The organism is Alcaligenes sp. Marseille-Q7550, from assembly GCF_965112015.1.
On record NZ_CBCOPU010000001.1, the window covers coordinates 1580768 to 1604600 of the forward strand.

The 23833-nt window shown below is 65.6% G+C and carries 24 protein-coding genes; 11 read left to right on the forward strand and 13 right to left on the reverse strand.

The window, feature by feature from the left end; translation table 11 throughout:
- Window positions 1-3: 3 nt before the first annotated feature.
- Together ACWPWO_RS07575 and ACWPWO_RS07580 are read left to right on the forward strand one after the other, a co-directional pair.
- Window positions 4-2673: a DUF4118 domain-containing protein gene (locus tag ACWPWO_RS07575; RefSeq protein ID WP_454005662.1), complete on the forward strand. Its 2670-nt coding sequence runs from the start codon at window positions 4-6 to the stop codon at window positions 2671-2673.
- Complete coding sequence (locus ACWPWO_RS07580; RefSeq protein WP_454005664.1) at window positions 2670-3401, forward strand: response regulator; 732 nt, start codon at window positions 2670-2672, stop codon at window positions 3399-3401. Before ACWPWO_RS07575 ends, ACWPWO_RS07580 begins: the two co-directional genes overlap by 4 nt.
- Here ACWPWO_RS07580 and argF read toward each other — a convergent pair.
- Window positions 3398-4339, reverse strand: coding sequence for an ornithine carbamoyltransferase (gene argF / locus ACWPWO_RS07585; RefSeq protein ID WP_454005666.1), 942 nt, complete (start codon window positions 4337-4339; stop codon window positions 3398-3400). The two genes, ACWPWO_RS07580 and argF, sit on opposite strands and share 4 nt — an antisense overlap.
- Before the next feature lie 253 nt (window positions 4340-4592).
- Here argF and ACWPWO_RS07590 point away from each other — a divergent pair, with 253 nt between their 5' ends.
- Complete coding sequence (locus tag ACWPWO_RS07590) at window positions 4593-4907, forward strand: DUF3579 domain-containing protein (RefSeq protein ID WP_454005668.1); 315 nt, start codon at window positions 4593-4595, stop codon at window positions 4905-4907.
- A gap of 50 nt (window positions 4908-4957) precedes the next feature.
- Here the strand turns inward: ACWPWO_RS07590 and ACWPWO_RS07595 are convergent, their stop codons facing one another.
- The 10 genes from ACWPWO_RS07595 to ACWPWO_RS07640 all read right to left on the reverse strand — a co-directional run bounded on the left by ACWPWO_RS07595 (window position 4958) and on the right by ACWPWO_RS07640 (window position 12687).
- Window positions 4958-5905, reverse strand: a complete 948-nt coding sequence (locus tag ACWPWO_RS07595) for a 2-hydroxyacid dehydrogenase (RefSeq protein ID WP_454005670.1) — start codon at window positions 5903-5905, stop codon at window positions 4958-4960.
- A gap of 276 nt (window positions 5906-6181) precedes the next feature.
- The gene (rpsT, locus tag ACWPWO_RS07600) at window positions 6182-6445 is read right to left on the reverse strand and encodes a 30S ribosomal protein S20 (protein ID WP_394065320.1); all 264 of its coding nucleotides are present in this window, start codon (window positions 6443-6445) and stop codon (window positions 6182-6184) included.
- 53 nt (window positions 6446-6498) lie between these two features.
- Entirely contained in the window at window positions 6499-8052 is a 1554-nt protein-coding gene (gene murJ, locus ACWPWO_RS07605) for a murein biosynthesis integral membrane protein MurJ (RefSeq protein ID WP_454005673.1), read from the reverse strand.
- A gap of 18 nt (window positions 8053-8070) precedes the next feature.
- Window positions 8071-8835, reverse strand: a complete 765-nt coding sequence (locus tag ACWPWO_RS07610) for a 3-hydroxyacyl-CoA dehydrogenase (RefSeq protein ID WP_454005675.1) — start codon at window positions 8833-8835, stop codon at window positions 8071-8073.
- Between the two features lie 56 nt (window positions 8836-8891).
- Entirely contained in the window at window positions 8892-9548 is a 657-nt protein-coding gene (gene adk, locus ACWPWO_RS07615; RefSeq protein WP_394065323.1) for an adenylate kinase, read from the reverse strand.
- A 101-nt stretch (window positions 9549-9649) separates the two neighbouring features.
- Complete coding sequence (gene kdsB / locus ACWPWO_RS07620) at window positions 9650-10414, reverse strand: 3-deoxy-manno-octulosonate cytidylyltransferase (protein WP_454005677.1); 765 nt, start codon at window positions 10412-10414, stop codon at window positions 9650-9652.
- 1 nt (window position 10415) lies between these two features.
- Window positions 10416-10601, reverse strand: coding sequence for a Trm112 family protein (locus tag ACWPWO_RS07625; protein WP_394065325.1), 186 nt, complete (start codon window positions 10599-10601; stop codon window positions 10416-10418).
- A 3-nt stretch (window positions 10602-10604) separates the two neighbouring features.
- A complete protein-coding gene (gene lpxK, locus ACWPWO_RS07630; RefSeq protein WP_454005679.1) occupies window positions 10605-11681 on the reverse strand; it encodes a tetraacyldisaccharide 4'-kinase in 1077 nt (358 codons plus the stop codon).
- The gene (locus ACWPWO_RS07635) at window positions 11678-12082 is read right to left on the reverse strand and encodes an ExbD/TolR family protein (RefSeq protein ID WP_454006312.1); all 405 of its coding nucleotides are present in this window, start codon (window positions 12080-12082) and stop codon (window positions 11678-11680) included. The genes lpxK and ACWPWO_RS07635 overlap by 4 nt, the downstream gene beginning before the upstream one ends.
- Window positions 12082-12687 (reverse strand): MotA/TolQ/ExbB proton channel family protein, encoded by a 606-nt coding sequence (locus ACWPWO_RS07640; protein ID WP_454005681.1) that lies wholly within the window; start codon window positions 12685-12687, stop codon window positions 12082-12084. Before ACWPWO_RS07640 ends, ACWPWO_RS07635 begins: the two co-directional genes overlap by 1 nt.
- A 414-nt stretch (window positions 12688-13101) precedes the next feature.
- On the opposite strand from ACWPWO_RS07640, the gene xseA reads away from it, so the two are divergent.
- From xseA to pcaF, 3 genes are all read left to right on the forward strand, one after another.
- Window positions 13102-14448 (forward strand): exodeoxyribonuclease VII large subunit, encoded by a 1347-nt coding sequence (gene xseA / locus ACWPWO_RS07645; protein WP_454005682.1) that lies wholly within the window; start codon window positions 13102-13104, stop codon window positions 14446-14448.
- Window positions 14449-14497: 49 nt separating this feature from the next.
- Complete coding sequence (gene sodB / locus ACWPWO_RS07650; protein ID WP_454005683.1) at window positions 14498-15076, forward strand: superoxide dismutase [Fe]; 579 nt, start codon at window positions 14498-14500, stop codon at window positions 15074-15076.
- A 282-nt stretch (window positions 15077-15358) separates the two neighbouring features.
- Window positions 15359-16564 carry a 3-oxoadipyl-CoA thiolase gene (gene pcaF / locus ACWPWO_RS07655; RefSeq protein ID WP_454005685.1) on the forward strand — a complete coding sequence of 402 codons (1206 nt, stop codon included), beginning with the start codon at window positions 15359-15361 and terminating at the stop codon, window positions 16562-16564.
- Here the strand turns inward: pcaF and ACWPWO_RS07660 are convergent, their stop codons facing one another.
- Complete coding sequence (locus tag ACWPWO_RS07660) at window positions 16565-17026, reverse strand: DUF192 domain-containing protein (RefSeq protein ID WP_454005686.1); 462 nt, start codon at window positions 17024-17026, stop codon at window positions 16565-16567.
- Window positions 17027-17069: 43 nt separating this feature from the next.
- Complete coding sequence (locus ACWPWO_RS07665) at window positions 17070-17315, reverse strand: cold-shock protein (protein WP_394065332.1); 246 nt, start codon at window positions 17313-17315, stop codon at window positions 17070-17072.
- Between the two features lie 162 nt (window positions 17316-17477).
- Between ACWPWO_RS07665 and clpS the strand changes: the two genes are divergently transcribed.
- From clpS to ACWPWO_RS07690, 5 genes are all read left to right on the forward strand, one after another.
- Window positions 17478-17801 (forward strand): ATP-dependent Clp protease adapter ClpS, encoded by a 324-nt coding sequence (gene clpS, locus ACWPWO_RS07670; RefSeq protein ID WP_454005688.1) that lies wholly within the window; start codon window positions 17478-17480, stop codon window positions 17799-17801.
- 93 nt (window positions 17802-17894) lie between these two features.
- Window positions 17895-20198 carry an ATP-dependent Clp protease ATP-binding subunit ClpA gene (clpA, locus tag ACWPWO_RS07675; protein WP_454005690.1) on the forward strand — a complete coding sequence of 768 codons (2304 nt, stop codon included), beginning with the start codon at window positions 17895-17897 and terminating at the stop codon, window positions 20196-20198.
- 3 nt (window positions 20199-20201) lie between these two features.
- Window positions 20202-21461 carry a paraquat-inducible protein A gene (locus tag ACWPWO_RS07680; RefSeq protein WP_454005692.1) on the forward strand — a complete coding sequence of 420 codons (1260 nt, stop codon included), beginning with the start codon at window positions 20202-20204 and terminating at the stop codon, window positions 21459-21461.
- Window positions 21462-21610: 149 nt separating this feature from the next.
- The gene (locus tag ACWPWO_RS07685) at window positions 21611-23143 is read left to right on the forward strand and encodes a PqiB family protein (RefSeq protein ID WP_454005694.1); all 1533 of its coding nucleotides are present in this window, start codon (window positions 21611-21613) and stop codon (window positions 23141-23143) included.
- Window positions 23140-23751 carry a PqiC family protein gene (locus ACWPWO_RS07690; RefSeq protein ID WP_454005696.1) on the forward strand — a complete coding sequence of 204 codons (612 nt, stop codon included), beginning with the start codon at window positions 23140-23142 and terminating at the stop codon, window positions 23749-23751. The genes ACWPWO_RS07685 and ACWPWO_RS07690 overlap by 4 nt, the downstream gene beginning before the upstream one ends.
- The last annotated feature ends 82 nt before the right edge of the window (window positions 23752-23833 follow it).

Consider the following 23833-nt stretch of genomic DNA (forward strand, 5'->3'; position numbering starts at 1 on the left):
CAGATGATGATCGAGGAGCGGCCCGATCCGGACGCACTTTTGAAGATCGTGGGCGATGACCCGCATCGGCCCCGCCGGGGTCAGCTCAAGATATTCTTCGGCGCCTGCGCCGGCGTGGGCAAGACTTGCGCCATGCTCAAGGCGGCGCACCAGCAGCAGGCGGACGGCGTGGCCGTCGCCATAGGCATCGTCGAAACCCATGGGCGCCAGGAAACGCTGGCGCTGGCCCAGGGGCTGCCTGTGCTGCCGCGCCAGGAGCGCGTGCGCAACGGCCGCGTGCAGGCCGAGTTCGACCTGGACGGTGCGCTCGCCTCGGGCTGTCGGCTGCTGGTGGTCGACGAGCTCGCCCACTCGAATGCCGCGGGCAGCCGCCATGCCAAGCGATGGCAGGATGTCGAGGAGCTGCTGGACGCCGGCATCGATGTCTACACGGCCTTGAACGTGCAGCATCTGGACAGCCTGAACGACGTGGTGGGAAGCATCGTGGGGGTGCGCGTCCGGGAAACGGTGCCTGACCGGGTCTTTGACCGGGCGGCCGATGTGGTGCTGGTCGATCTTCCGCCCGACGATCTGCTGGAGCGGCTGAATTCGGGCAAGGTCTACCTGCCTTCGTCGATGGCCCAGGCGCGCCGGAATTTCTTTCGGCGCGGCAACCTCATCGCACTTCGCGAACTGGCCCTGCGCCGCATGGCGGACAGGGTCAACGCGGATGTCCGCGTGTACCGGATCTCGCATGCGATCCGCACGGTCTGGCCCACGCGCGAGCTGCTGATGGTGTGCGTCAGCGCGGAAGGCGGCCAGGACGCCTTGATCAGGGAGGGGGCCAGGCTCGCCCAGCAGCTGCAGGCCCAATGGATCGTCCTGCATGTGGATCAGCCCCATGAAAGCGCCAGGCCCGAGGCGCAGGAGGCGCTGGCGCGCCTGGCCGCCAGCGCGCAGCATGCCGGGGCCGAGTTCGTCAATATCGCCGGCCTGGAGGTGGCGCGCACGATTCTGGCCTATGCGCGCCAGCGCAATGCAACCAAGCTCATCCTGGGTGCAGGCAGGGCGCGGTCTGGCTTTTCGTTTCAGCCCCGCCTGGCCGAGCGGATCGCCCGCACCAGTCCCGAGATGGGCCTGGTGCTGCTGCGCACCGACTCAGGTCGACGACCGCCGCGGCGCCCTTGGAATCTTTGGCCCAAGGGGCAGGGCGGCGCGCTGGCGGCCGCCACGGCCGTCTGCGTCGCCACCGCTCTGGTGGCTGCACAGTTGCTCAGCGTCTTTGACCTGTCGAATGTGGTCATGCTGTTTCTGATCACCGTGGTATTCATCGCCCTGCGTCTGGGCCGCCTTGCCGGGATGTGGGCGTCTTTGCTGTCCGTGGCCTTCTTCGATTTCTTTTTCGTCGAGCCGCGGTTTTCGTTTTCGGTCACCGACACTCAGTATGTCTTCACCTTCGGGGTGATGCTGTCCGTGGCGCTCATCATAGGCCAGCTTGCGGCCAGGCTGCAGGCGGAAGCCCGCATGGCGCGGGAAGGCGAGCGCCGCGCGAATGCGCTGGCGCGCGTGACGCGCGAACTGGCCGGCTCGATTGCGCTCGAGCAGGTGGTCGCCGTGTGCCGGGACACGATAGAGCCGCTGTTCGAGACGCCCGTCGTCCTGATCGTCCCGGACGAAAAGGGGCGGCTCGTGGTCACGCGCTGCGCGGACTTCGTGGAGCTGTCGGTCGCGCAATGGGCTTTCGATCATGTGGAGCAGGCCGGGCACGGTACGCAGACGCTCAATGGCGCTCTTGCGCTCTATCTGCCCTTGAAGGGGCCCATGGCCCCGCGCGGCGTGCTGGCGACCCGGCCGTCCGGGGCCGCCTCGTTCGGCGCGCCGGGCACCCGGCGCTTGCTGGATGCCTGCTGCTTCACCATCGCCCAAGCGCTGGAGCGCATCCATTATGTGGAAGTCGCCCAGGACACGGTGGTCCGCATGGAAGGCGAGAAGATGCGCAATACGCTCTTGTCGGCCGTATCGCACGATCTCCGGACCCCGTTGACGGCGATCCGCGGCCTGGCCGAAACCCTGGAGCATCCCAATGGGCTGGCAGAGGTCGAACGCATCGACATCGCCCGATCCATCCGCATCGAAGCGGACGAGTTGCGTCGCCAGGTGTCCAATCTGCTGGATCTGGCCCGCATGCAGCACGAAGGGGTGAAGCTGCACAAAGAATGGCATGCGCCGGGCGAAATCGTCGGGGCCGCGCTGGCGCGCTGTGCGGCGGCCTTGTCGCCCCGGTCGGTACTGATGGATGTCCCGCCCGATCTGCCGCTGGTCGAGGTGGATGCCGTGCTCATGGAGCGGGTGCTCGCCAATCTGCTCGACAATGCCGCCAAGTACACGCCCCCGACCAGCACCATTACGGTGCGCTGCCTGTGCTCGGGCGATTCCATGTATCTGCTGATCGGCGACGATGGCCCCGGCCTGCCGGCCGGCGATCCTGAACGGCTGTTCGAGTCGTTCAGCCGCGGGCAGAAAGAGTCTTCCACTGCCGGGGTCGGCCTGGGACTGGGATTGTGCCGTACCATTGTCGCTGCGCATGGCGGCGCCATCTGCGCCAAGCCGCGCCAGCCTCAGGGCGCCATTTTTGAAATCCGCCTGCCCTGGCGCGCCGCACCCAAGATAGACATCGACCAGGCCCAAGCATGAACAAACCGAAGATATTGATTGTCGAGGACGAACCGAACATCAGGCGTTTCGTCCGCATTGCCCTGGAGCGGGAGGAGATGACGGTCTGCGAGGTCGCTTCGGTTGAGCAGGCGAGGGTGGATGCCGCCACGCGCAGACCCGACCTGCTCATCGTGGATCTGGGGCTGCCCGATGGCGACGGCAAGAAGTTGATCCGCGAGCTGCGCGGCTGGATGTCGGCGCCGATCCTGGTCCTGTCCGCCCGGGAGCGCGAAGAGGAAAAGGTGGAGACGCTGAATGCGGGCGCAGACGACTATCTGGTCAAGCCCTTCGGCGTGCCTGAGCTGCTGGCCAGAATCCGCGCGCTCTTGCGTCGCTCGCAGCAGTTCTTCCAGGCGCAGGCCGCTTCGTCCCGGGTCAGGTTCGGCCAGGTGACGGTTGATCTTTCCACGCATGAAGTCATGCGCGGCGATGAGGCGGTGCATTTGACGCCGATCGAATTCCGCCTCCTGGGAGCCTTGATCCGGGGGCATGGGAAGGTGCTGACCCATCAGCATCTGCTGCATGAAACCTGGGGGGCGTCCTATTCGGACAGGCCCCATTATCTGCGCGTCTACATGATGCAGCTGCGGCAGAAACTCGAGGATGACGCCTCGCAGCCCAGGCATCTGCTGACCGAACTGCAGGTCGGCTACCGGCTTTCGGGGGTGGTGGTGGAGGGCGGGGCCGCCCAGGCCGGTCCGGCCTAGCTTTGCTGGCGGCCCAGGATCAGGAATTCCATCAGGGCTTTCTGTGCGTGCAGGCGGTTTTCGGCCTCGTCCCAGACGACGCTTTGCGGCCCGTCGATGACCTCTCCGGTGACTTCCTCGCCGCGATGCGCGGGCAGGCAGTGCATGAAGATGGCCGAAGGGTCGGCCGCGGCCATCATTTCCTCGTCCACGCACCAGTCGGCGAAGGCCTTGCGGCGTTCTTCGTTTTCAGCTTCGTAGCCCATGCTGGTCCAGACGTCTGTGGTGACCAGGTGCGCGCCCTTGCAGGCCTGCAGCGGATCGTCGAACTCCTGCAGTACGGAGGGGGCGGGATTGCCGGTGCGGGCCGGTTCCAGGCGGTAGCCGTTGGGGGCCGAGACGTGCAAGGTGAAGCCGAGGATTTCGGCGGCCTGCAGCCAGGTGTAGGCCATATTGTTGGCGTCGCCGATCCAGGCCACCGTCTTGCCGCGAATGTCGCCGCGGTGCTCGATGAAGGTGAAAATGTCCGCCAGGATCTGGCAGGGATGGAATTCATTGGTCAGACCGTTGATGACGGGCACGCGCGAATGGGAGGCGAAGCGTTCCAGGCGGGTCTGCTCCAAGGCGCGGATCATGACGATGTCCACCATGCGCGAGACCACGCGGGCGGTGTCTTCGATGGGCTCGGAGCGGCCCAGCTGCGAATCGGTGGTGGTCAGATGGATGACGGAGCCGCCCAGCTGGTACATGCCGGCTTCGAAGGACACGCGGGTGCGGGTGCTGGCTTTTTCGAACACCATGGCCAGGGTGCGGTCGTGCAGCGTGTGATGCGGCTGGTAGCGCTTGAACTTGTCCTTGATCAGGCGAGCACGTTCCAGCACATACAAAATTTCTTCGTGAGAAAAGTCGCGAAACTGCAGAAAGTGCCGAAGCGGCCCTGCTTGCACGGTGGCATCCATAAAGAATCCTGCGTAAAAGAAAAACATCTTACCCTGTCCCGGCTGTTAGAGCAAAGTCGGGGCTGTTCCCCGCTTTTGGGCCCGGCTTGGCGGCAGGCGGGCAAAAAGAAGGCTCGGGCCCGCTTGAACGCCGCTTGTCAAGCGGCTTAATTTGGGAGTGGAAAGCATACGGGCCCGTCCGATCGGATACAATGCGGGGCGGGGGAAAAAACGGCGCAGCCTATCCGGCCGGCGCGATCAGTCTTTAATTGTTATGACAGAGCCAGTTAAGCAACTTGTAATCCATGGTGTGACCCGGCAGGACCAGCGTTTCCGTCCCAGCGACTGGGCAGAGCGCCTGGCCGGGGTGATGTCCCAGTTCCGTCCGGCGGGCGCGGCCGGCGGCCACCTGACCTACTCCCCTTATGTGGTGCCTCGCCTGATCGACGGGGTGCGCTGCGTGGTGGTGGACGCCCGCCTGCGTGAACTCGAACCGCTGGCCTGGAAGTTCGTGTGCGGATTTGCCCAGGACAACAACCTGAAAACCAGCGGCATCGATCCCACCGACATGAGCAAGACCGAGTCCTGATCTGCAAGCAAGCCCTGTCCGTGACAGGGTTTTTTTTTACTCCGCCGGCTTTACTCGTGGAAAGCGACCGGGGTCAGCAGGGAGCCGGTCCGCTGGAAATGCAGGATATTGTCCAGGGTCAGGCGCAGCATGGCGTCGCGCGTTTCGCGGGTGGCGCTGGCCACATGCGGCGTCAGCACCGCCTGGTCCAGGCGCGCCAGTTCTTCGGGTACGCCTGGCTCGCTTTCAAAGACGTCCAGCCCCGCGCCGCCCAGCCGGCCTTCCTGCAGTGCCTTGATCAGGGCCCGTTCGTCCACCACGCTGCCGCGCGAAATGTTGATGAGGATGCCCTGCGGGCCCAGGGCGTCCATGACGGCGCGATTGATCAGGCCGCGCGTCTCGTCGCCCCCGACGGCCGCGATCACCAGGATGTCCGCCCAGTGGGCCAGTTCGATCAGCGAGGGCTCGTAATGCCAGTCCACATCCTTGCGGGGCCGCCGATTGTGGTAGCGCAGCTCCATGTCGAAGCCGCCGGCCCGGCGCGCGATGACCTGGCCGATGCGGCCCAGCCCGACGATGCCCAGCTTCTTGCCGCTGACGCGCGTAGCGAGCGGAAAGCTGTTGGCCTGGCGCCATTGGCCGGCGCGCACATAGCGGTCGGCTTCGCTGACCCGACGCGCCGTGTCCAGCATCAGGGCCCAGGCCATGTCGGCCACGCAGTCATTGAGCACGTCGGGCGTGTTGCTGACGGCAATGCCGCGCTGGTGCGCGTGGCGGCGGTCGATGGCATCGTAGCCGACGCCTATGCTGCAGATGGCCTTGAGCGCGGGCAGCTGGTCCATAAGGGCGGCGGTGACGGGCGTCATGGCGGTTGCCAGTATGATCTGGACGCGCTGGGCAAGGCCGGAAGGAAGCTGGCCCGGATCGCTGACCTGGACCCGCTCATAGTGTGCGTCCACGCGCTGCAGGGCAGGGTGGTCAGCCAGGGGGACGAGCTGGAGCAGAATGGGGCGGGTCATGGTATTTAACGCAGGCGCATTCAAAACCATAACTTAGCATGTTTGCCTTGCAGGGCAAGGCATGGCTTTGCGTGCCGGCGCACGGGTGGCCATGGCGTTGAATACGCTGTATTCCGGTGCTGCGGGATGTGTCCGCACGGGCCCGCGCCTGGAAGGGGACGCCGGCCTCGCAAGGCGAGGCGATGGTTTTTCGGCCAATGAAAAAGGGGTGCCTGGCACCCCTTTTTGTCTGGTTTTTTAGGCCAGGGCCGATTAAACCATTAAAACCGTCTGCGATCAGGCAAGAGCCTTGATGGCGGCGGACAGACGGCTCTTGTGGCGAGCGGCCTTGTTCTTGTGGATGATGTTCTTGTCGGCCACGCGATCGATGATGCTGGTGGCCTTGCGGAAGACTTCGTTGGCAGCTGCCTTGTCGCCGGCGTCGATGGCCTGGCGAACACGCTTGATCGCGGTACGCAGCATGGAACGGATGCTGGCGTTGTGTTTGTTGCGGGCCACTGCTTGGCGGGCGCGCTTGCGAGCTTGTGCGGAATTAGCCATATGTATTTACTAAGTTTTAAAGTTTAATCGGCAAAGACAGCAATTCTAAGTCATCAACCCCGCTTTGTAAAGTAAGAGGGTCGAAAACCCAACACAAACAGCATGCCCAGATAGACGGCGCCGCTCGCCGCCAGCACGCCGGCCAGCCACAGCACGCGCAGCAGGGGCGCGGTCCCCAGGGCGATCCAGTCGATGTGCCGGTCGGCCAGCAGCAGCACGGCGGCCAGCGCCAGCAGGGCGGGCGCCAGGCGCAGCAGGAAGGAGAGCCAGTTGCGTCGGGGGCGGTAGATGCCGCGGCGCACCAGCAGCGTCAGCAGCGTCAGGGCGTTGACGGTGGCGCCCAGCCCGATGGACAGCGCCAGGCCGGCGTGCGCGTAGTGGGGCACCAGCAGCAGGTTGAAAAGCTGGGTCAGCACCAGCACGCCTATGGCGATCTTGACCGGCGTGCGTATGTCCTGCTTGGCATAGAAGCCCGGCGCCAGGATCTTGATGGCCAGCAGGCCCACCAGGCCCACGGAATAGGCGCCCACCGCCAGCCGGGTCTGGGCCACATCGGCTGCGCCGAAGGCGCCGTAGTGGAACAGCGTGGCCACCAGGCCGTCGGACAGCAGGGCCATGCCCACGGCGGCCGGCAGGCCCAGCAGCAGCACCAGGCGCAGGCCCCAGTCCAGCAGCGCGTTGTAATTGTCCGCATCGCCCCTGGCGTGCGCGGCCGACAGCTTGGGCAGCAGCACCGTGCCCAGCGCCACGCCCAGCAGCGCGGTGGGGAACTCCATCAGGCGGTCGGCAAAGGACAGCCAGGTCACGCTGCCGGCCTGCAGCCAGGTGGCGATATTGGTGTTGATGAGCAGCGAGATCTGCGCGACGGACACGCCCAGGATGGCGGGCAGCATCTGCCTGAGGATGCGTCGCACCGTGGGATCGCGGCGCGCCTGGCCTATCTTCAGCGAGAAGCGCGGCAGCAGGCCCAGGCGGGCCAGGGCCGCCCACTGCACCGCCAATTGCGCCACGCCACCGGCCATGACGCCTACCGCCAGGGCGTAAATCGGCGTTTCCATGTGCGGGGCCAGCAGGACGCTGGCCGCGATCATGGACAGGTTCAGCAGGATGGGCGTGAAGGCCGGGATGGCGAAGCGGCTCCAGGTGTTGAGCACGCCCGAGGCGAAGGCCACCAGCGACATGCAGATGATGTAGGGGAACATCAGCCGCGTCATGGCCACCGCCGCGCCGAACTCGTGCTGGCGTTCGGGCGCGGCCATGCCGCTGGCCATGGCGGTGACCAGCCAGGGAGCGGCCAGGATGCCGATGGCGGTCACGGCCATCAGGGCGACGGTCAGCAGCAGGGCCACGCGGTCCAGCAGCCGGCGCACGCCCGCCTCGTCGTTGTCCTTGCGGGCCTGCCCCAGAATGGGCACGAAGGCCTGCGAGAACGCGCCTTCGGCGAACAGCCGCCGCAGCAGGTTGGGAATGCGGAACGCCACCCAGAAGGCGTCGGTGAGAGGGCCGGCGCCAAAAGCGCGGGCAATCAGGATATCGCGCGCCAGTCCCGTGATGCGGGACAGCAGCGTCAGGCCACTGACCGTGGCCGCCGAGCGGAACAAACCCATTGATGCGACGGTGAGAAGTTACTTGGGGCCCATCCGGATGGCGCCGTCCAGGCGGATGGTCTCGCCGTTGAGCATCTCGTTGGTGATGATGCTGTGCACCAGCTTGGCGTAGTCGTCGGGACGCCCCAGACGGGAGGGGAAGGGAATGCTGGCGGCCAGGGAATCCTGGACTTCCTGGGGCATGCCGAACAGCATGGGCGTGCCGAAGATGCCGGGCGCGATGGTCATGCAGCGTATGCCGGTCTTGGCCAGGTCGCGCGCCAGCGGCAGGGTCAGGCCGACCACGCCGGCCTTGGAGGCGCTGTAGGCGGCCTGCCCGATCTGGCCGTCGTAGGCCGCCACGGAGGCGGTATTGATCAGCACGCCGCGCTCGCCGGTGGAGTCGGGCGTGTTGGCGCTCATGGCGGCGGCCGCCAGCCGGCACATATTGAAGGTGCCCACCAGATTGATCATGACCACTTTCTGGAACAGTTCCAGGCTGTGCGGGCCGTCACGGCCCACGGTGCGGGCGGCGGGCGCCACGCCGGCGCAGTTCACCAGGCCGAACAGCGGCCGTTGCGCATCCTGGGCGGCGGACTCGACCACGGCGCGGGCGTCGTCCTCGCGGGTGACGTCGCAGCGCAGATAGCGCTGGCCCAGCTCCAGGGCCAGCGCCTGGCCGGCCTCGTCCTGGATGTCGGCGATGACGACGTGGGCGCCGTGCTCCACCAGCATGCGCACCGTGCCTGCTCCCAGGCCGGAGGCGCCGCCGGTCACGATAAAGGTCTTGTTGCTGATCTGCATGACGTTGTCTCCTGCGAAAGAAACAACCGGCCCCAGAGGGCCGGTCGAGTCAGGTCTTATTTTTGCAGTGCGTCCAGGATGCGCTGGCGGATTTCCTCCACGCTGCCCACCCCGGAGATCTTGCGGTAGGCGGGAGCCTGGGCGTCGCCGGTGGCCGACCATTGCGAGTAGTAATCGACCAGTGGCCGAGTCTGCTCGCGATAGACAGACAGACGGTGGCGCACGGTTTCCTCGCGGTCGTCGTCGCGCTGCACCAGGGGCTCGCCGGTGACGTCGTCCACGCCGGGCGTCTTGGGCGGATTGAAGGTGACGTGGTAGCTGCGGCCGCTGGCCGGATGCACGCGACGTCCGCTCATGCGTTCGATGATGCTCTCTTCGGGCACGTCGATCTCCACCACGAAGTCCAGCTTGACCTGGGCGTCCTTCAGGGCGTCGGCCTGCGGAATGGTGCGCGGGAAGCCGTCGAACAGGTAGCCTTGTTCACAGTCGGCCTGCTGCAGGCGATCGCGAACCAGGCCGATGATGATGTCGTCCGAGACCAGACCGCCGGCATCCATGATCTTCTTGGCTTCCAGGCCCAGCGGGGTCTGGGCCTTGACGGCCGCACGCAGCATGTCGCCGGTGGAAATCTGGGGGATGCCAAATTTCTCGGTGATGTAGGCTGCTTGGGTGCCTTTGCCGGCACCGGGGGGACCGAGCAGTATCAGTCGCATGAATTCCTCCAGGAAGTGCTTGTATCCGATTTTCGCTCGATTATGACGCAATGCAGCATATTTCGCGCATTTCTTGTTCGGACAAGCAGAAAAAAGATCTTTTATAACCGATTTGCGAAGTGAGCGCGTACTCTTTCCAGGTCTTGCGCGGTGTCCACGCCCGCTGCGGGAATCTGTTCCAGGCGGTGCACCATGATCTGAAAACCGTTTTCCATGGCGCGCAACTGCTCCAGGGATTCGTAGTGTTCCAGCGGTCCGCGCGGCAATTGCGCAAAGCGCTGCAGGAAGCGGTTGCGGTAGGCGTACAGGCCGATATGGTGCAATGCGGGAAGCCCGTCCGCCAGGCGCCGCTCGCCCTGGGCCAGCGCGTCGCGCGCCCAGGGTACGGGCGCCCGCGAAAAGTACAGGGCGCGGCCTTGCAGATCGCAGACGACCTTGACGGCGTTGGGATTGAACAGGGTGTCCGCATCGCGGATGGGAGCGGCCAGGGTGGCGATGTCGGCTTGCGCATGGCGGGCCAGCAGGTCGGCGGCGGCATCGATGTGCTCGGGCGCGATCAGCGGCTCGTCTCCCTGCACGTTCACCACGATTTCCCCGTCCTCCAGGGCCAGCAGGCGCGCGGCCTGGGCCAGGCGGTCGGTGCCGGTGGGGTGGTCGGAGTGGGTCAGCAGGGCCTGGAAGCCGTGCTGGCGCACCGCCTGGGCGATGCGCTCCGAATCGGTGGCCACCAGGACCTGGCGCGCGCGGGACAGGGCGGCTTGCCGCGCACAGCGCACCACCATGGGCTGGCCGGCGATGTCGGCCAGCGGCTTGTCTGGGAGGCGGGTGGATCCCAGGCGGGCGGGAATGATGACGGTGAAGCTCATGTCAGGACGCGGGGCTGTCCTGGGCGTCCAGGCGGCGGGCTTCGCTCTCCAGCATGGTGGGGATGCCGTCGACGATGGGGAAGGCCAGCTTGTCGGCCTTGCAGATCAGTTCCTGGTGTTCGCGGTCGTGGCGCAGCGGCCCCTTGCACAAGGGGCAGACCAGGACTTCCAGCAGGCGTGTTTGCATTGTTTAGCTCCGGGTAGGGGAAGGAGGGACGGCGCGCCGCGTGCGCAGCACGCCGTCCAGCTCCTGGATCCAGTGGGGTCGCGAAAAGACCGGCAGCACGTCCACGACCCAGAGTCGCGGATCGTCCATGCCCCGACATTTTACGGCGTCTTTGCGGGTGATCAGTATGGGCCCGTCATGCAGGCCGGCGAAATCCTGCGGCGCCAGGGCGGCGTGGTCAGGGCGCGAACGTGTCGCGGACAGGTTCAGGCCGTTCAGGCGCAGCATGGCGAAAAAGCGTTCCGGCTGGCCTATGGCGGCCAGGTCCTGGACGCTACGGCCGCTGTACTGCTCGCGCCAGCGCGCCCATTCCAGGCTCAGGCCGGTGGCCAGTTGTTCCATGCGGCAGGGGGCCAGCGTCATGGTCAGGCAGCGGGCGGGGTCGGCAGGATGCGGCGTGCGGGGCGCGGGCTGGTCGGCATTGAGCTGGGTGACCAGCCAGTCCGCCCGCAGCAGGCGTTCGGGCGGCTCGCGCAGCGGGCCGGCCGGCAGCAGGCGGCCGTTGCCCACGCCGCGCGCGTCCTGCACCACGACTTCCAGGTCGCGTTCCAGCGCCAGATGCTGCAGGCCGTCGTCGGAAATGATCAGGTCCACGGCGGGAAAGTCGCGTAGCAGGGCCTGGGCCGCCAGGGCGCGGCGCGGGTGCACGGCAATGGGCGCCTGGGTCTGGGCGGCGATCAGGGCGGGCTCGTCGCCGAACTGGCTGGCGGGCAGCAAGCCTTGCCCCACGCGGGGCTCGGCGCCCACCTTGACGCCATAGCCGCGGCTGATGATGCCCGGCGTCCAGCCCAGTTCACGCAGATGGCGCGCCAGCGCCTGCACCACGGGAGTCTTGCCCGCCCCGCCCACGATGATGTTGCCCACCACGATGACGGCCACGGGGCTGCGGTAGGCGGCCTGCGGCTCGCGCCTGTAGCGCGCCTGCTTGCGGCGCACGATGACGCCCGCCAGCCCTGACAGGGGGCTGAGCAGGGCGCTGAACCATCCGCGGTGCTGCCATTGGCGATGCAGCCAGCGGGCGAGACGGGCGTGCTGGCTCATGGGGCCTGGGTGGCTGAGTGGATACGGGCGATGCCCGCCTGGCGCGCCGCCTCCATGGCTTGCACCACGGCGGCATGGGGCGCCTGGCCGTCGGCCAGTATGAGCAGGCTGTCCTGGGCGTCGCGCGGGGCGGCCGCCAGTGCGCGGCTCAGGGGCGCGGGGCTGTCGGCCTCCAGCCAGTCGCCGTTCAGGGCGTAGCGGCCATCCTGGCTGATGGCCAGCAGCAGCTCGGCCGGCTGGGCCGCCTGAGCCTGGGCCTGCGGCAGGGAGACGTCCAACTGCCGATGGCGCACGAAAGTGCTGCTGGCGGCCAGAAAGATCAGCACCACCAGCAGCACGTCGATCAGCGGGACCAGGTTCAGTTCCAGATGGTCCTGTTCGCGGGCGCGGCGAAAACGCATCATCGGGTCCTTTGGCCCAGCAGCCGGTCCAGCGCGCCGGCTTCGCTTTCCAGGCGGTGCAGCAGGAAATCGGCGCGGCTGCGAAAGTAGCGATGGAAGATCAGCGCGGGTACGGCGATCAGGATGCCGAAGGCGGTGTTGTACAGGGCCACGGAGATGCCGCGGGCCACCAGGCTGGGGTCGCCGCCGGCCGGATCGTACGCGGCAAAGATGTCTATCATGCCGATGACCGTGCCGAACAGGCCCAGCAGCGGGGCGATGACCGCAATGGTGCCCAGGGCGGGAATGTATTTGTTCAACTGATAGCCCAGCTCGTTGCCGGCGGCCTCCGCGGCGGCCTGGCGCAAGGCGGCGTCCTCGTGGCGATGCTGCAGCACCGTGGCCAGCACGCGGCCCAGGGGCGAGTTGGCGTGCAGGCGCGCCAGGGAGTCGTCCTGGATGCGGTTCTGGAGGGTCAGCTCGCCGATCTGACGGGCCAGCCCCGGAGGCAGGATGCGACTGGTGCGCAGTGAGAGCAGGCGCTCCAGGATCAGGGCCAGGGCCAGGATGGAGCAGGCCAGCAGCAGCCAGACGGGCCAGCCGGCGGCATCGATAAGGGCAAGCACGGGTCGGTTTTCCGGTCGTGAAAATGGATCAGCGTCTATTGTAGGGCCGCCGCCGCGATTCGGGGAGCGGCGCGGTACACTTTGGATCCGGATCGGGCCCGGGCGGTCGGCATAGGCTGCGGACGGCACGGGCTCTGGCTTGGACAAGAGTATCCACAGAATCTGTGGATAATTCTGTGCATAAAAAGCCTGTCAGGGCCGCCGTTGGTGGTCTGGCGGTTCGCTGGCTAATTTTTTCCACTCGCCTTGTTTTTTAAATATCTTTTTATTTCAAAGCCTTATGGTTCCATCGTGAAGTGAAATATGACGATTGAAGCGGAAGTTGTTGTGCGATCAGCAATTTGACAAAACCATGACATTTGTGGATACGATGCGGTGGAAAACCCGGCCTGGACGAGCGGCGAAGAGGAAAATGTGACGTATTATCAAGAAACTAAGACGCCCGTCGTCTGGACGGTCGCCCAGTTGAACCGGCGGGTCAGCCAGTTGCTGGACGAGCACATGCCGGTGGTCTGGGTGCGCGGCGAAATCTCCAATTTCACCCAGGCGGCCTCGGGTCATTGGTATTTCTCCATCAAGGACGACAGGGCGGCCGTGCGTGCCGTGATGTTTCGCGGTCGGGCCCAGGCGGTGGGCTTCGTGCCCAGGGCGGGAGAGCGCTTCGAATTCCGCTGCGCCGTCTCGCTGTATGAGCCGCGCGGCGATTTCCAGGTCCAGGTGGAGAGCATGCGCCGCGCAGGTCTGGGCGATCTGCATGAAGCCTTTCTGCGCCTGAAGAGCCAGTTGCAGGACGAGGGTCTGTTCGATCCGCAACGCAAGCGACCCATTGCGGCCTTGCCAGGCTGCGTGGGCGTGGTCACGTCGCTGGCGGCGGCCGCCCTGCGCGACGTACTGACAGCGATGGCGCGGCGCGCGCCCCACGTGCGCGTCATCGTCTATCCCGCGCCTGTGCAGGGAGCCGATGCGCCCGCGCGCCTGCGCCAGGCGCTGGAGACGGCCGTCGCCCGTGCCGAGGTGGACACGCTGCTGCTGGTGCGCGGCGGAGGCAGCCTGGAGGATCTCTGGGGTTTCAATGACGAGGGCCTGGCGCGCGCCATCGCCGCCAGCCCGATTCCCGTCATCAGCGGAGTGGGGCACGAGACCGACTTCACGATCGCGGACTTCGTGGCCGACCTGCGCGCGCCTACGCCCACGGCCGCCGCCGAGCTGGCCTGCGCGAGCCGGGCGGAATTGCTGGACCAGCTCGGCGCGCGGCTGGGGGCCCTGAATCACGGCATGCGGCGCCACGTGGAGCGCGCCTCGCTGCGCCTGGACCGCGCCGTGGCCATGCTGGTCTCGCCGCAGCAGCGCATTGCCCAGCAGCAGCAGCGCCTGGACGGTCTGGTCCAGCGCCTGCGACGCCAGGCCTCGACCTTGCCGGAACGTCCTCGCCAGCGCCTGGAAACCGTGCTGTTCCGCCTGCGGCGCAGCATGCCTCAGGTGGCGCCGCGCCAGCAAAGCCTGGATTCGGCGCGCCGTCGCCTGCTCCAGGCGGGCGAGCACGGGCTGGTTCTGCGTCGCCAGCGGCTGCAGGCGGCCCAGCAAACCCTACAGGCTTTGTCGCCTCGTCTTATAGTGAATCGCGGATATGCTATTGTCAGGAATGCCACAGGGAAAGTCGTGCAAAATGCGTTAGACTTAAACGTTGGTGAACGACTCGATGTCGAGTTGAGTCGCGGCAGCGTTTCGGTGGATGTTGTACGTGCGCACGATTTGCTCTAGGCCGCGTCCGTTTCGGATACCAAGCACGGTTTTTTTAGAAGGAATTGAAATGGCATTTACTCTTCCCGCTCTTCCCTACGAACTCAACGCACTTGAGCCTCATATCTCCCAGGAAACCCTGGAGTTCCACTACGGCAAGCACCACCAGGCTTACGTCACCAACCTGAACAATCTGGTGGCCGGTACCGAATTCGAAAACGCCTCCCTGGAAGACGTGGTCAAGAAGTCCTCCGGCGGCGTGTTCAACAACGCAGCCCAGGTCTGGAACCACACCTTCTACTGGAACAGCCTGTCCCCCAATGGCGGCGGCGCTCCAACCGGCAAGGTGGCCGACGCCATCAACGCCAAGTGGGGCAGCTTCGACGCCTTCAAGGACGCCTTCACCAAGTCCGCCGTGGGCAACTTCGGCGCGGGCTGGACCTGGCTGGTCAAGAAGGCCGATGGCTCCCTGGACATCGTCAACACCAGCAACGCCGGCACCACCCTGACCTCGGACGACGTAGCCCTGCTGACCTGTGACGTGTGGGAACACGCCTACTACATCGATTACCGCAACGCCCGTCCCAAGTACCTGGAGCATTTCTGGAACCTGGTGAACTGGGAGTTCGCCGCCAAGAACCTGGGCTGATCCCCTGTTCAGGCTGCGCGGCCCTCTGGCCGCGCACAGACTGGAAACCGCCGGCAGCAACCTGCCCCGGCGGTTTTTTTTATTGCCTGTTCCCGCACGCGCGGGGCGGTCTGCAAGCAGGGCGGGGATGGACGGCATGGCGTTTGAATCGGCCGCGCAGCGGACATGCCTTCATCATGTATCCGTCATCGCGCAGGCGGCGTATTATCATCGTTGGATTGCCCCCAAGCTATGTCTTGCGGGCGTTGTGCGCGATTTTATTCTTGTTTTGGGATGAGTTTGATGAGTCAGGACGCCTTTATCTGCGACGCAATCCGTACACCGTTCGGACGTTATGGCGGCGCCTTGTCCGCCGTCAGGGCGGACGACCTGGGCGCCGTGCCCATGCACGCGCTGATGCAGCGCAATCCGCAGGTGGATTGGGCTCGCCTGGATGATGTGATCTACGGCTGCGCCAATCAGGCCGGCGAGGACAACCGCAACGTGGCGCGCATGTCCGCGCTGCTGGCCGGCCTGCCTGTGGACGTGCCGGGCGTCACACTGAACCGCCTGTGCGGCTCGGGCCTGGACGCCATCGGTTCGGCCGCCCGCGCCATCCGCTCGGGCGACGCCGCCTTCATCCTGGCCGGCGGCGTGGAGAGCATGAGCCGCGCACCTTTCGTCATGGGCAAGGCCGAAACGGCCTTCGCCCGCAATGCCGCCATCTACGACACGACCATAGGCTGGCGTTTCGTGAACAAGCGCATGAAGGAGCAGTACGGCATTGATTCCATGCCCGAGACGGCCGAGAACGTGGCCCGTCAGTTCCAGGTGTCCCGCGAGGACCAGGACCTGTTCGCCCTGGCCAGCCAGGAGCGCGCCGCCGCCGCCCAGCAGGCCGGCTATCTGGCGCAGGAGATCACGCCGGTGCTGATCCCGCAGCGCAAGGGCGATCCCGTGGTGGTGGATACGGACGAGCATCCGCGCCAGACCACGCTGGAGTCGCTGGCGCGCTTGAAGCCCGTGGTGCGGGCCGACGGCACGGTCACGGCAGGCAACGCCTCGGGCGTGAACGACGGCGCCTGCGCCTTGCTGGTGGCCAGCGAAGCCATGGCGCGCGAGCAGGGGCTGGTCCCGCGCGCGCGCGTCGTGGCCATGGCCTTCGCGGGCGTGGAGCCGCGCATCATGGGCATAGGCCCGGCGCCGGCCAGCCAGAAGGTGCTGGCCTTGGCGGGCCTCACGCTGGACCAGATGGACGTGATAGAGCTGAACGAAGCGTTCGCGGCGCAGGGCCTGGCGGTCACGCGCCTGCTGGGGCTGGAAGACAATGATCCGCGCGTCAATCCCAATGGCGGCGCCATCGCCCTGGGCCATCCGCTGGGCGCCAGCGGCGCGCGCCTGGCCATGGCGGCCGTCAATCAATTGCATCGCACGGGCGGCCGTTACGCCTTGTGCACCATGTGCATCGGCGTGGGGCAGGGCGTGGCCCTGATCCTCGAGCGCGTCTGATCAGCGCGGCAGACCGACGACGCGTTCGCCGGCCTGCTTGTCTGCCTTGGCGAACCAGCCCTGCTCCATTTCCAGCGCATAGCGGATGGGCCGCACCGGGCAGTGCGACTGCAGATCGAACGGCTGCATGGCGGCGATGTTGGCGATGAACCCTTCCTGGTCGATGAAGGCGATGTCCAGGGGCAGGGGCGTGTTCTTCATCCAGAAGCAGGGCATGCCTTCCTGTTCGAAGACGAACAGCATCCCGTGATCGGGCGTCAGGCTCTGGCGATCCATCAGGCCCATGGCGCGTGTCTCGGGCCGGTCGGCCACCTCGGCCTGGATGGTGCGTTCACCCAGCGTCAGGGTGCGCATGGGCAATGGATCCTGCGCCTGGGCGGCGCCGGCCAGCAGCAGGGCGGCCAGGGAGCAGGCAAAAAAAACAGGGCGCCCGGGCCCTGTGGTGATACGTGAACAATGCATGTGTAGCGAGTCTGCTTTTTGTTAGAATTGAGAGTGCAGGATTTTAAGGGGAAGTAATATTCAGTGCCTGCTTGCCTTTAGGGCCCTGGGCAACTTCGTACAGGACTTTCTGGCCCTCCTTCAAGGTCTTGAACCCGTTCATCTGGATGGACGAAAAATGGGCGAAGAGGTCTTCTCCACCATTGTCTGGCGTAATGAATCCAAAGCCCTTGGCGTCATTGAACCATTTGACGGTGCCGGACAGTTTCTGGTTGTCTCCCGTGTTTGCGGTGGTGGTTGTTTCCGACATGCTTCCTGCCTCTCAACTATAGTGTAAGGTTGATACTTTTTCGGCCCCTCCCCGGGCCTGCGATCACTTCATGTCGGTTTTTTCCGAAATTGACGCGATCAAGCGGATGATGCTTAATTTCGTTACCCCCAGTCAACCTATGGAAAGCACCTAGTCTGTACTATGGCCATTCAGATCGACAAGCAAGGCGAGACGACCGTCGAGCGCCAGTCGGCGCGGCTCGCGCCTCCGCCCATGTATCAGGTCATCCTGCTCAACGATGACTACACCCCCATGGAGTTCGTGGTGGGCGTGCTGGAGCGGGTCTTTGGCAAGTCGCCCGAGGAAGCGGAAAAACTGATGCTCAAGGTGCACTACGAAGGCCGGGCCGTCTGCGGCGTGTATCCGCGCGATATTGCCGCCACCCGCGTGGAGATCGTGCGCCAGCTTGCCCAGTTCCGCCAGCATCCATTGCAGTGCGTCATGGAACCGGCGCCGGACGCCTGAAACTAATGGTTTACCGGGTTGTTCAGATCAGGCAAATTAGTCATAGAATAGAAGCAACCACCCAAGTTTTACTCTCGCCGTGTAGGAGGAAGCGTGATCTCCGAAGAACTTGAAGTCAGTCTACACATGGCCTTTGTCGAGGCTCGTGCCGCGCGCCATGAATTCATCACGGTAGAGCATCTGCTGCTGTCCCTGCTTGACAACGCCTCGGCTGTTGAAGTGTTGAAGGCGTGTGCGGCCGACATTGATGCGCTGCGTCAGAATTTGCGCAAATTCATCAACGAGAACACGCCCACCTTTCCCGGAGAAGGGGAAGTGGATACCCAGCCCACGCTGGGCTTTCAGCGCGTCATCCAGCGCGCCATCATGCATGTGTCCTCCAGCAACTCCGGCAAGAACGTGGTGTCGGGCGCCAACGTGCTGGTGGCCATGTACGGCGAAAAGGATTCCCATGCGGTGTACTACCTGCAGCAGCAGGGCGTCACGCGCCTGGACGTGGTCAATTTCCTGTCCCACGGCATCACCAAGTCCAATCCCGAGCCCACGCCGCCCGAAGTTCCCAAGGCTTCGGCCGCACCCGAGCCCGACACGCGCTCCGACTCGCAGAAGTCCCCGCTGGACCTGTACGCCACGGACCTGAACGCTGAAGCCAGCCAGGGCCGGATCGATCCGCTCATCGGCCGCGAGAAGGAAGTCGAACGCGTCATCCAGGTGCTGTGCCGCCGCCGCAAGAACAACCCGCTGCTGGTGGGCGAGGCGGGGGTGGGCAAGACCGCCATCGCCGAGGGCCTGGCGCTGCGCATCCAGCGCGCGGAAGTGCCCGACATCCTGGGCCAGGCGCGCGTTTACGCGCTGGACATGGGCGCCTTGCTGGCCGGCACCAAGTACCGGGGCGATTTCGAACAGCGCCTGAAGGCCGTGCTCAAGCAGCTCAAGGATACGCCGCAGGCTATCTTGTTCATCGACGAGATCCACACCCTGATCGGGGCCGGGTCGGCCTCGGGCGGCACGCTTGACGCTTCCAATCTGCTCAAGCCGGCGCTGTCCTCCGGCCAGCTCAAGTGCCTGGGCGCGACCACCTACACGGAATACCGCGGCATCTTCGAGAAAGACCACGCCCTGTCGCGGCGCTTCCAGAAGATCGATGTGGCCGAACCCACGGTGGAGCAGACCGTGCAGATCCTGCGCGGCCTCAAATCGCACTTCGAGGAACACCACGGCGTGCGCTATTCGGCCGCCGCCCTGACGGCCGCCGCCGAGCTGTCGGCCCGCTACATCAACGACCGCTTCCTGCCGGACAAGGCCATCGACGTGATCGACGAGGCCGGCGCCGCGCAGCGCCTGCTGCCGCGCTCCAAGCAGAAGAAGGTCATCGGCAAGACGGATATCCAGGCCACGGTGTCGCGCATAGCGCGTATTCCGCCCCAATCCGTGTCCACGGACGACCGCAACAAGCTGGCCACGCTGGCGCGCGATCTCAAGTCCGTGGTGTTCGGCCAGGACGCCGCCATCTTGATGGCGCGCTCCGGCCTGGGCCTGCCCGACAAGCCCATCGGTTCTTTCCTGTTCTCCGGTCCCACCGGGGTGGGCAAGACCGAGGTCGCCCGCCAGCTGGCCTTCGTGCTGGGCGTGGAGCTGCTGCGCTTCGACATGTCCGAATACATGGAGCGTCACACGGTCTCGCGCCTGATCGGCGCGCCGCCCGGCTACGTGGGCTTCGACCAGGGCGGGCTGCTCACCGAGGCGGTCACCAAGCAGCCGCACTGCGTGCTCTTGCTGGACGAGATCGAAAAAGCCCATCCGGACGTCTACAACATCCTGCTGCAGGTCATGGACCACGGCACGCTGACGGACAACAACGGGCGCAAGTCCGACTTCCGCAACGTGATCCTGATCATGACCACCAATGCCGGCGCCGAGGCCCTGAACAAGACCGGCATCGGCTTCACGCAGCCCGAGCGCACCGGCGACGAGATGCAGGACATCAAGCGCCACTTCTCGCCGGAGTTCCGCAACCGGCTGGACGCCATCATCGGCTTCAAGCCGCTGTCGCGGGAGATCATCCTGCGCGTGGTCGACAAGTTCCTCATGCAGCTGGAAAACCAGTTGCACGAGAAACGCGTGGAAGTATCCTTTACCGATGCGCTGCGCGACCACCTGGCCGCCAAGGGCTTCGATCCGGCCATGGGCGCGCGCCCCATGCACCGGCTCATCCAGGACACCATACGCCGCGCCCTGGCGGACGAACTCCTGTTCGGCCGGCTGGTCGACGGCGGCCATGTGGAGGTGGGTCTGGACGCCAACGATCAGGTGGTGCTGGAGTTCCCCTCCGCCGGTCCGGACGCGCCGGACAGCAAGGCTTCCTCCTCGCGTCCCGAACCGGGGCTGGTCGACTAAACCATGGGGGCTCGCCCGCTTGTAGCCTGTACGCATTGTGACACGGTTCACGAGCGGGTTCCCCTGCAGGGCGCGGGGCTCGCCCGCTGCGCGTGTTGCGACGCCGAGCTCTATCGGCACAGCCGTTTTTCGCCGCGCCAGTGGCAGGCGGTGGTGCTGGCGGTTCTTGTCCTGTTCCTGATCGCCAACCTCTTTCCCGTCGTCCACCTGGGCATGGCGGGCAAGACCGTATCCCCCACCTTTCCCAAGGCCCTGCTGCTGATCTGGCAGCAAGGCCATTTCGGCCTGTCCATCATGGCGGGCCTGGTCGGCTTCTGGCTTCCCCTGTTCCAGCTTCTGTTCCAATTCTGGGCGCTGGGACTGATCGCGCGCGCTCGCCCCTTGCCCGGCGATTTCGGCCTGGGCCTGCGCGTGCTCAGCCACCTGGAGCACTGGTCCATGACGGCCGTGCTTTTCCTGGGCGTGCTGGTGGCCATCGTCAAATTCGCCGGCATCGGCCGCCTGACCGTGGCGCCCGGCCTGTACGCCTTTTTCGTGCTGACCTTTCTGCTGACGGGGCTGAGCCGGCTGACGGCGCGCCGCCTGTGGCTATGGGCCGAGGATGCGCAACTGGCGCCCATGGCGCGCGCCGGGGTGCTGGAGCGGGCGGGAGGCTGGTGCGCCTGCGATCATTGCGGCCTGGTCCAGACGGCCGGGGCGCAGGACTGCGAGCGTTGCGGCGCCGCCATGCACAAGCGCAAGCCCGACAGCCGGGCGCGTACCGCGGCCCTGGTGTTCACCGCCTGCATCTTCTACATTCCCGCCAACGTGCTGCCGGTGATGGAGCTGCGCAGCATCATGGGCAGCAGCGCCCACACCATTCTGGGCGGCGTCATACAGCTCTGGGAACTGGGTTCCTGGGATCTGGCCATCATCGTGTTCGTGGCCAGCATCGTGGTGCCCATCACCAAGCTGCTGGCGCTGGGCGTATTGCTGCTGGGCCGGCGCTGGCGCGGCAATGCCGTTCAACGCCAGCGCAACCGCCTGTACGATATGGTCGAGCTCATCGGGCAATGGTCCATGCTGGACGTGTTCGTGGTGGTGCTGATGGCGGCCCTGGCCAATTTCCCCGGCCTGTCGCAGATCATCCCCGGCCCCGGTGCGCTCAGCTTCGGCCTGGTGGTGGTGCTGACCATGCTGGCCGCCCTGAGCTATGATCCCCGCGATGGCTGGGATCGCGACACCGACACGGCCAGATCCCCGTCTTTGCCACACGCTTCTTGAGGACACAACGTGGACGATAACGACAACAAGAGGCGGCGAACCCGCCGGAGCCGGCCGGGCAGCCGCAGGGGCCGGCCCAGCCCCGCGTCGTCCTGGCGCAGCGTTCGCGCTTTTCCTGGATCTGGATCCTGCCCATCGCGGCGGCGCTGGTGGGCGCCTCGCTGGTGGTGCGCAACTGGGTGCTGACCGGCCCGCGCATCACCATCAGCTTCGATTCGGCGGACGGCCTGGTGGTGGATCAGACCAAGCTGCGCTATCGCGAGGTGAACGTGGGCACCATCTCCGACATCCAGGTGGCGCCGGACCGGCGCCGCGTCATCGTGACCGCCCAGCTCGAGCGCGAAGGCTCCGAGTTCATCACCCAGAAAGGTTCGCGTTTCTGGGTGGTGCGGCCGCGCCTGGGCCTGAACGGAGTGTCGGGCCTGGGCACCTTGCTGTCGGGCGTCTATATCGGCGTGGATGCGCCGCATACCCTGGAAAAGGGCGAGAGCGCCTTTGACTTCACCGGCCTGGAAAGCCCTCCCGAGGTCATCAGCGGCCGCCCCGGCAAGCGTTTCGTGCTGACCGCGCCGGCGCTGGGCTCGCTGGATCTGGGCTCGCCCCTGTATTACAAGGGCATACAGGTGGGGCAGGTGATCAGCTATGAACTGAACGATGCGGGCGATGGCGTGCGCGTGCAGGTCTTCGTGGACGCGCCCAATGATCAGTTCGTCACGCAAGGCTCGCGCTTCTGGAATGTGAGCGGCGTGAACATGTCCCTGGATTCCAACGGTTTCAATGTGCGCACGCATTCCCTGGTGTCGGCCCTGGCCGGCGGGCTGGCGTTCGAGCAGATGCCCGGCGAGCCCGCCGTACCGGCCAAGAGCAACGCGGAGTACGAGCTGTTCTCCACCAAGGAGCAGGCCATGGCGGAGCCGGACGGCCCCGCCGTGGAGCTGAACTTCCATTTCCATCAGTCCATCAAGGGCTTGAAGGTGGGCTCCAAGGTGGAGTTCCGCGGCCTGGAGCTGGGGCAGGTGGACGACATCGACCTGGAATATGATTTCGAACGCAAGCGTTTCTTCGCGCTGGTCAAGGCGAGCATCTACCCGCAACGCTTCGGCCGCATCTATGAGCAGGTCGCCGCCTCCGCCGTGAAGGGCGAAGATCCGGTGCGCTCGCTTTTCCGGCCCATGGTGGAGCGGGGCTTGCGAGCCCAGATGCGTCCGGCCAGCCTGATCACCGGCCAGCAGTACATCGCGCTCGAGTTCTTCGACAAGGCCGCCAAGGTGGATTTCAATCCAGATGCGCATCCCCTGGTCGTTCCGGTGATCGCGGGCGATTTCGATCGCCTCCAGGAACAGGTCAGCGATATCGTCACCAAGATTTCAGCCGTGCCGTTCGACCAGATCGGCAAAGACCTGCAAGGCGGCCTGACGGACCTGGGCAAGGTGCTCAAGCAGTTCGAGAAAACCACCGTCCCCCAGTTGAACGGCACGCTCAAGACCATGGACCAGGCGGTGCAGAAGCTGGGCGCCATGCTGGAATCCGATTCACCCTTGAATTCCTCGGTCGACCAGACCCTGCGCGAGCTGAACCGTTCCCTGCGCTCCCTGCGCGATCTGACCGACACCTTGCAGAGCCAGCCGTCCTCCTTGTTGCGGGGACGCTCGCCCGACGTCCTGCCGGAGCCCAAGCCATGACGCCCCGTCCCATTCCCTTGCTGGCCAGCCTGGGCCTGCTGGCCGCCTGCGCCGGCGCCCAGCCTACGTACTACACCCTGCTGGCTCCGCTGCCGTCGGCGCCGGCTGCCGCGCCCGTGCAGGGCTGGACGGGCTTCCAGGTGCGCCGCGTGGACGTTCCCTCGCAACTGGACCGTCGCGCCGTGGTGCTGACCGTGCCGCCGGGCGCGCAAGTACGCCTGCTCAACGACAGCCAATGGGCTTCGCCTCTGCCCGACGAGCTCTCGCTGGCCCTGGTTTCGGGGCTGCAAAGCCGCCTGGGCGTGCCGCAGCTGGCGGATACGGGCGGCAAGGCCGCGTTCTGGCGCCTGGACATGGCCGTGCAGCGCTTCGAATCCATCTATGGCGAGCGCGCGGCGCTGGAGTTGAGCTGGTCCTTGCGTCCGGTAGGCTTCAAGGCGCCGGCCTACCAATGCCGCTGGCTGGATTCGGAGCCGGCGTCCTCGGTGTCCGAACTGATCGATGCGCATCGCCGCCTGCAAGGCCGCCTGGCCGATGCGCTGGCCGCGCAGATGCAGGGCAAGACCGTTCCCATGGAGTCGGTTAACTCGCTTTCCTGCATGGGTTAACTTTCTCGGATTCGGGTTAACCTGAATAGGTGCTTTGGTTAACCAGCAGTAGTATTTCGGCATTCCAATGCAACAGCATTTT

Coding starts and splice junctions, on each gene's coding strand:
- ACWPWO_RS07680 (WP_454005692.1), top strand. CDS start 20,202: ATGGGGGCTCGCCCGCTTGTAGCCTGTACGCATTGTGACACGGTTCAC.
- murJ (WP_454005673.1), bottom strand. CDS start 8,052: ATGGGTTTGTTCCGCTCGGCGGCCACGGTCAGTGGCCTGACGCTGCTG.
- sodB (WP_454005683.1), top strand. CDS start 14,498: ATGGCATTTACTCTTCCCGCTCTTCCCTACGAACTCAACGCACTTGAG.
- ACWPWO_RS07635 (WP_454006312.1), bottom strand. CDS start 12,082: ATGCGTTTTCGCCGCGCCCGCGAACAGGACCATCTGGAACTGAACCTG.
- ACWPWO_RS07595 (WP_454005670.1), bottom strand. CDS start 5,905: ATGACCCGCCCCATTCTGCTCCAGCTCGTCCCCCTGGCTGACCACCCT.
- ACWPWO_RS07660 (WP_454005686.1), bottom strand. CDS start 17,026: ATGCATTGTTCACGTATCACCACAGGGCCCGGGCGCCCTGTTTTTTTT.
- lpxK (WP_454005679.1), bottom strand. CDS start 11,681: ATGAGCCAGCACGCCCGTCTCGCCCGCTGGCTGCATCGCCAATGGCAG.
- rpsT (WP_394065320.1), bottom strand. CDS start 6,445: ATGGCTAATTCCGCACAAGCTCGCAAGCGCGCCCGCCAAGCAGTGGCC.
- adk (WP_394065323.1), bottom strand. CDS start 9,548: ATGCGACTGATACTGCTCGGTCCCCCCGGTGCCGGCAAAGGCACCCAA.
- pcaF (WP_454005685.1), top strand. CDS start 15,359: ATGAGTCAGGACGCCTTTATCTGCGACGCAATCCGTACACCGTTCGGA.
- ACWPWO_RS07575 (WP_454005662.1), top strand. CDS start 4: ATGATGATCGAGGAGCGGCCCGATCCGGACGCACTTTTGAAGATCGTG.
- ACWPWO_RS07580 (WP_454005664.1), top strand. CDS start 2,670: ATGAACAAACCGAAGATATTGATTGTCGAGGACGAACCGAACATCAGG.
- clpS (WP_454005688.1), top strand. CDS start 17,478: ATGGCCATTCAGATCGACAAGCAAGGCGAGACGACCGTCGAGCGCCAG.
- argF (WP_454005666.1), bottom strand. CDS start 4,339: ATGGATGCCACCGTGCAAGCAGGGCCGCTTCGGCACTTTCTGCAGTTT.
- ACWPWO_RS07610 (WP_454005675.1), bottom strand. CDS start 8,835: ATGCAGATCAGCAACAAGACCTTTATCGTGACCGGCGGCGCCTCCGGC.
- kdsB (WP_454005677.1), bottom strand. CDS start 10,414: ATGAGCTTCACCGTCATCATTCCCGCCCGCCTGGGATCCACCCGCCTC.
- ACWPWO_RS07625 (WP_394065325.1), bottom strand. CDS start 10,601: ATGCAAACACGCCTGCTGGAAGTCCTGGTCTGCCCCTTGTGCAAGGGG.
- ACWPWO_RS07665 (WP_394065332.1), bottom strand. CDS start 17,315: ATGTCGGAAACAACCACCACCGCAAACACGGGAGACAACCAGAAACTG.
- ACWPWO_RS07690 (WP_454005696.1), top strand. CDS start 23,140: ATGACGCCCCGTCCCATTCCCTTGCTGGCCAGCCTGGGCCTGCTGGCC.
- ACWPWO_RS07590 (WP_454005668.1), top strand. CDS start 4,593: ATGACAGAGCCAGTTAAGCAACTTGTAATCCATGGTGTGACCCGGCAG.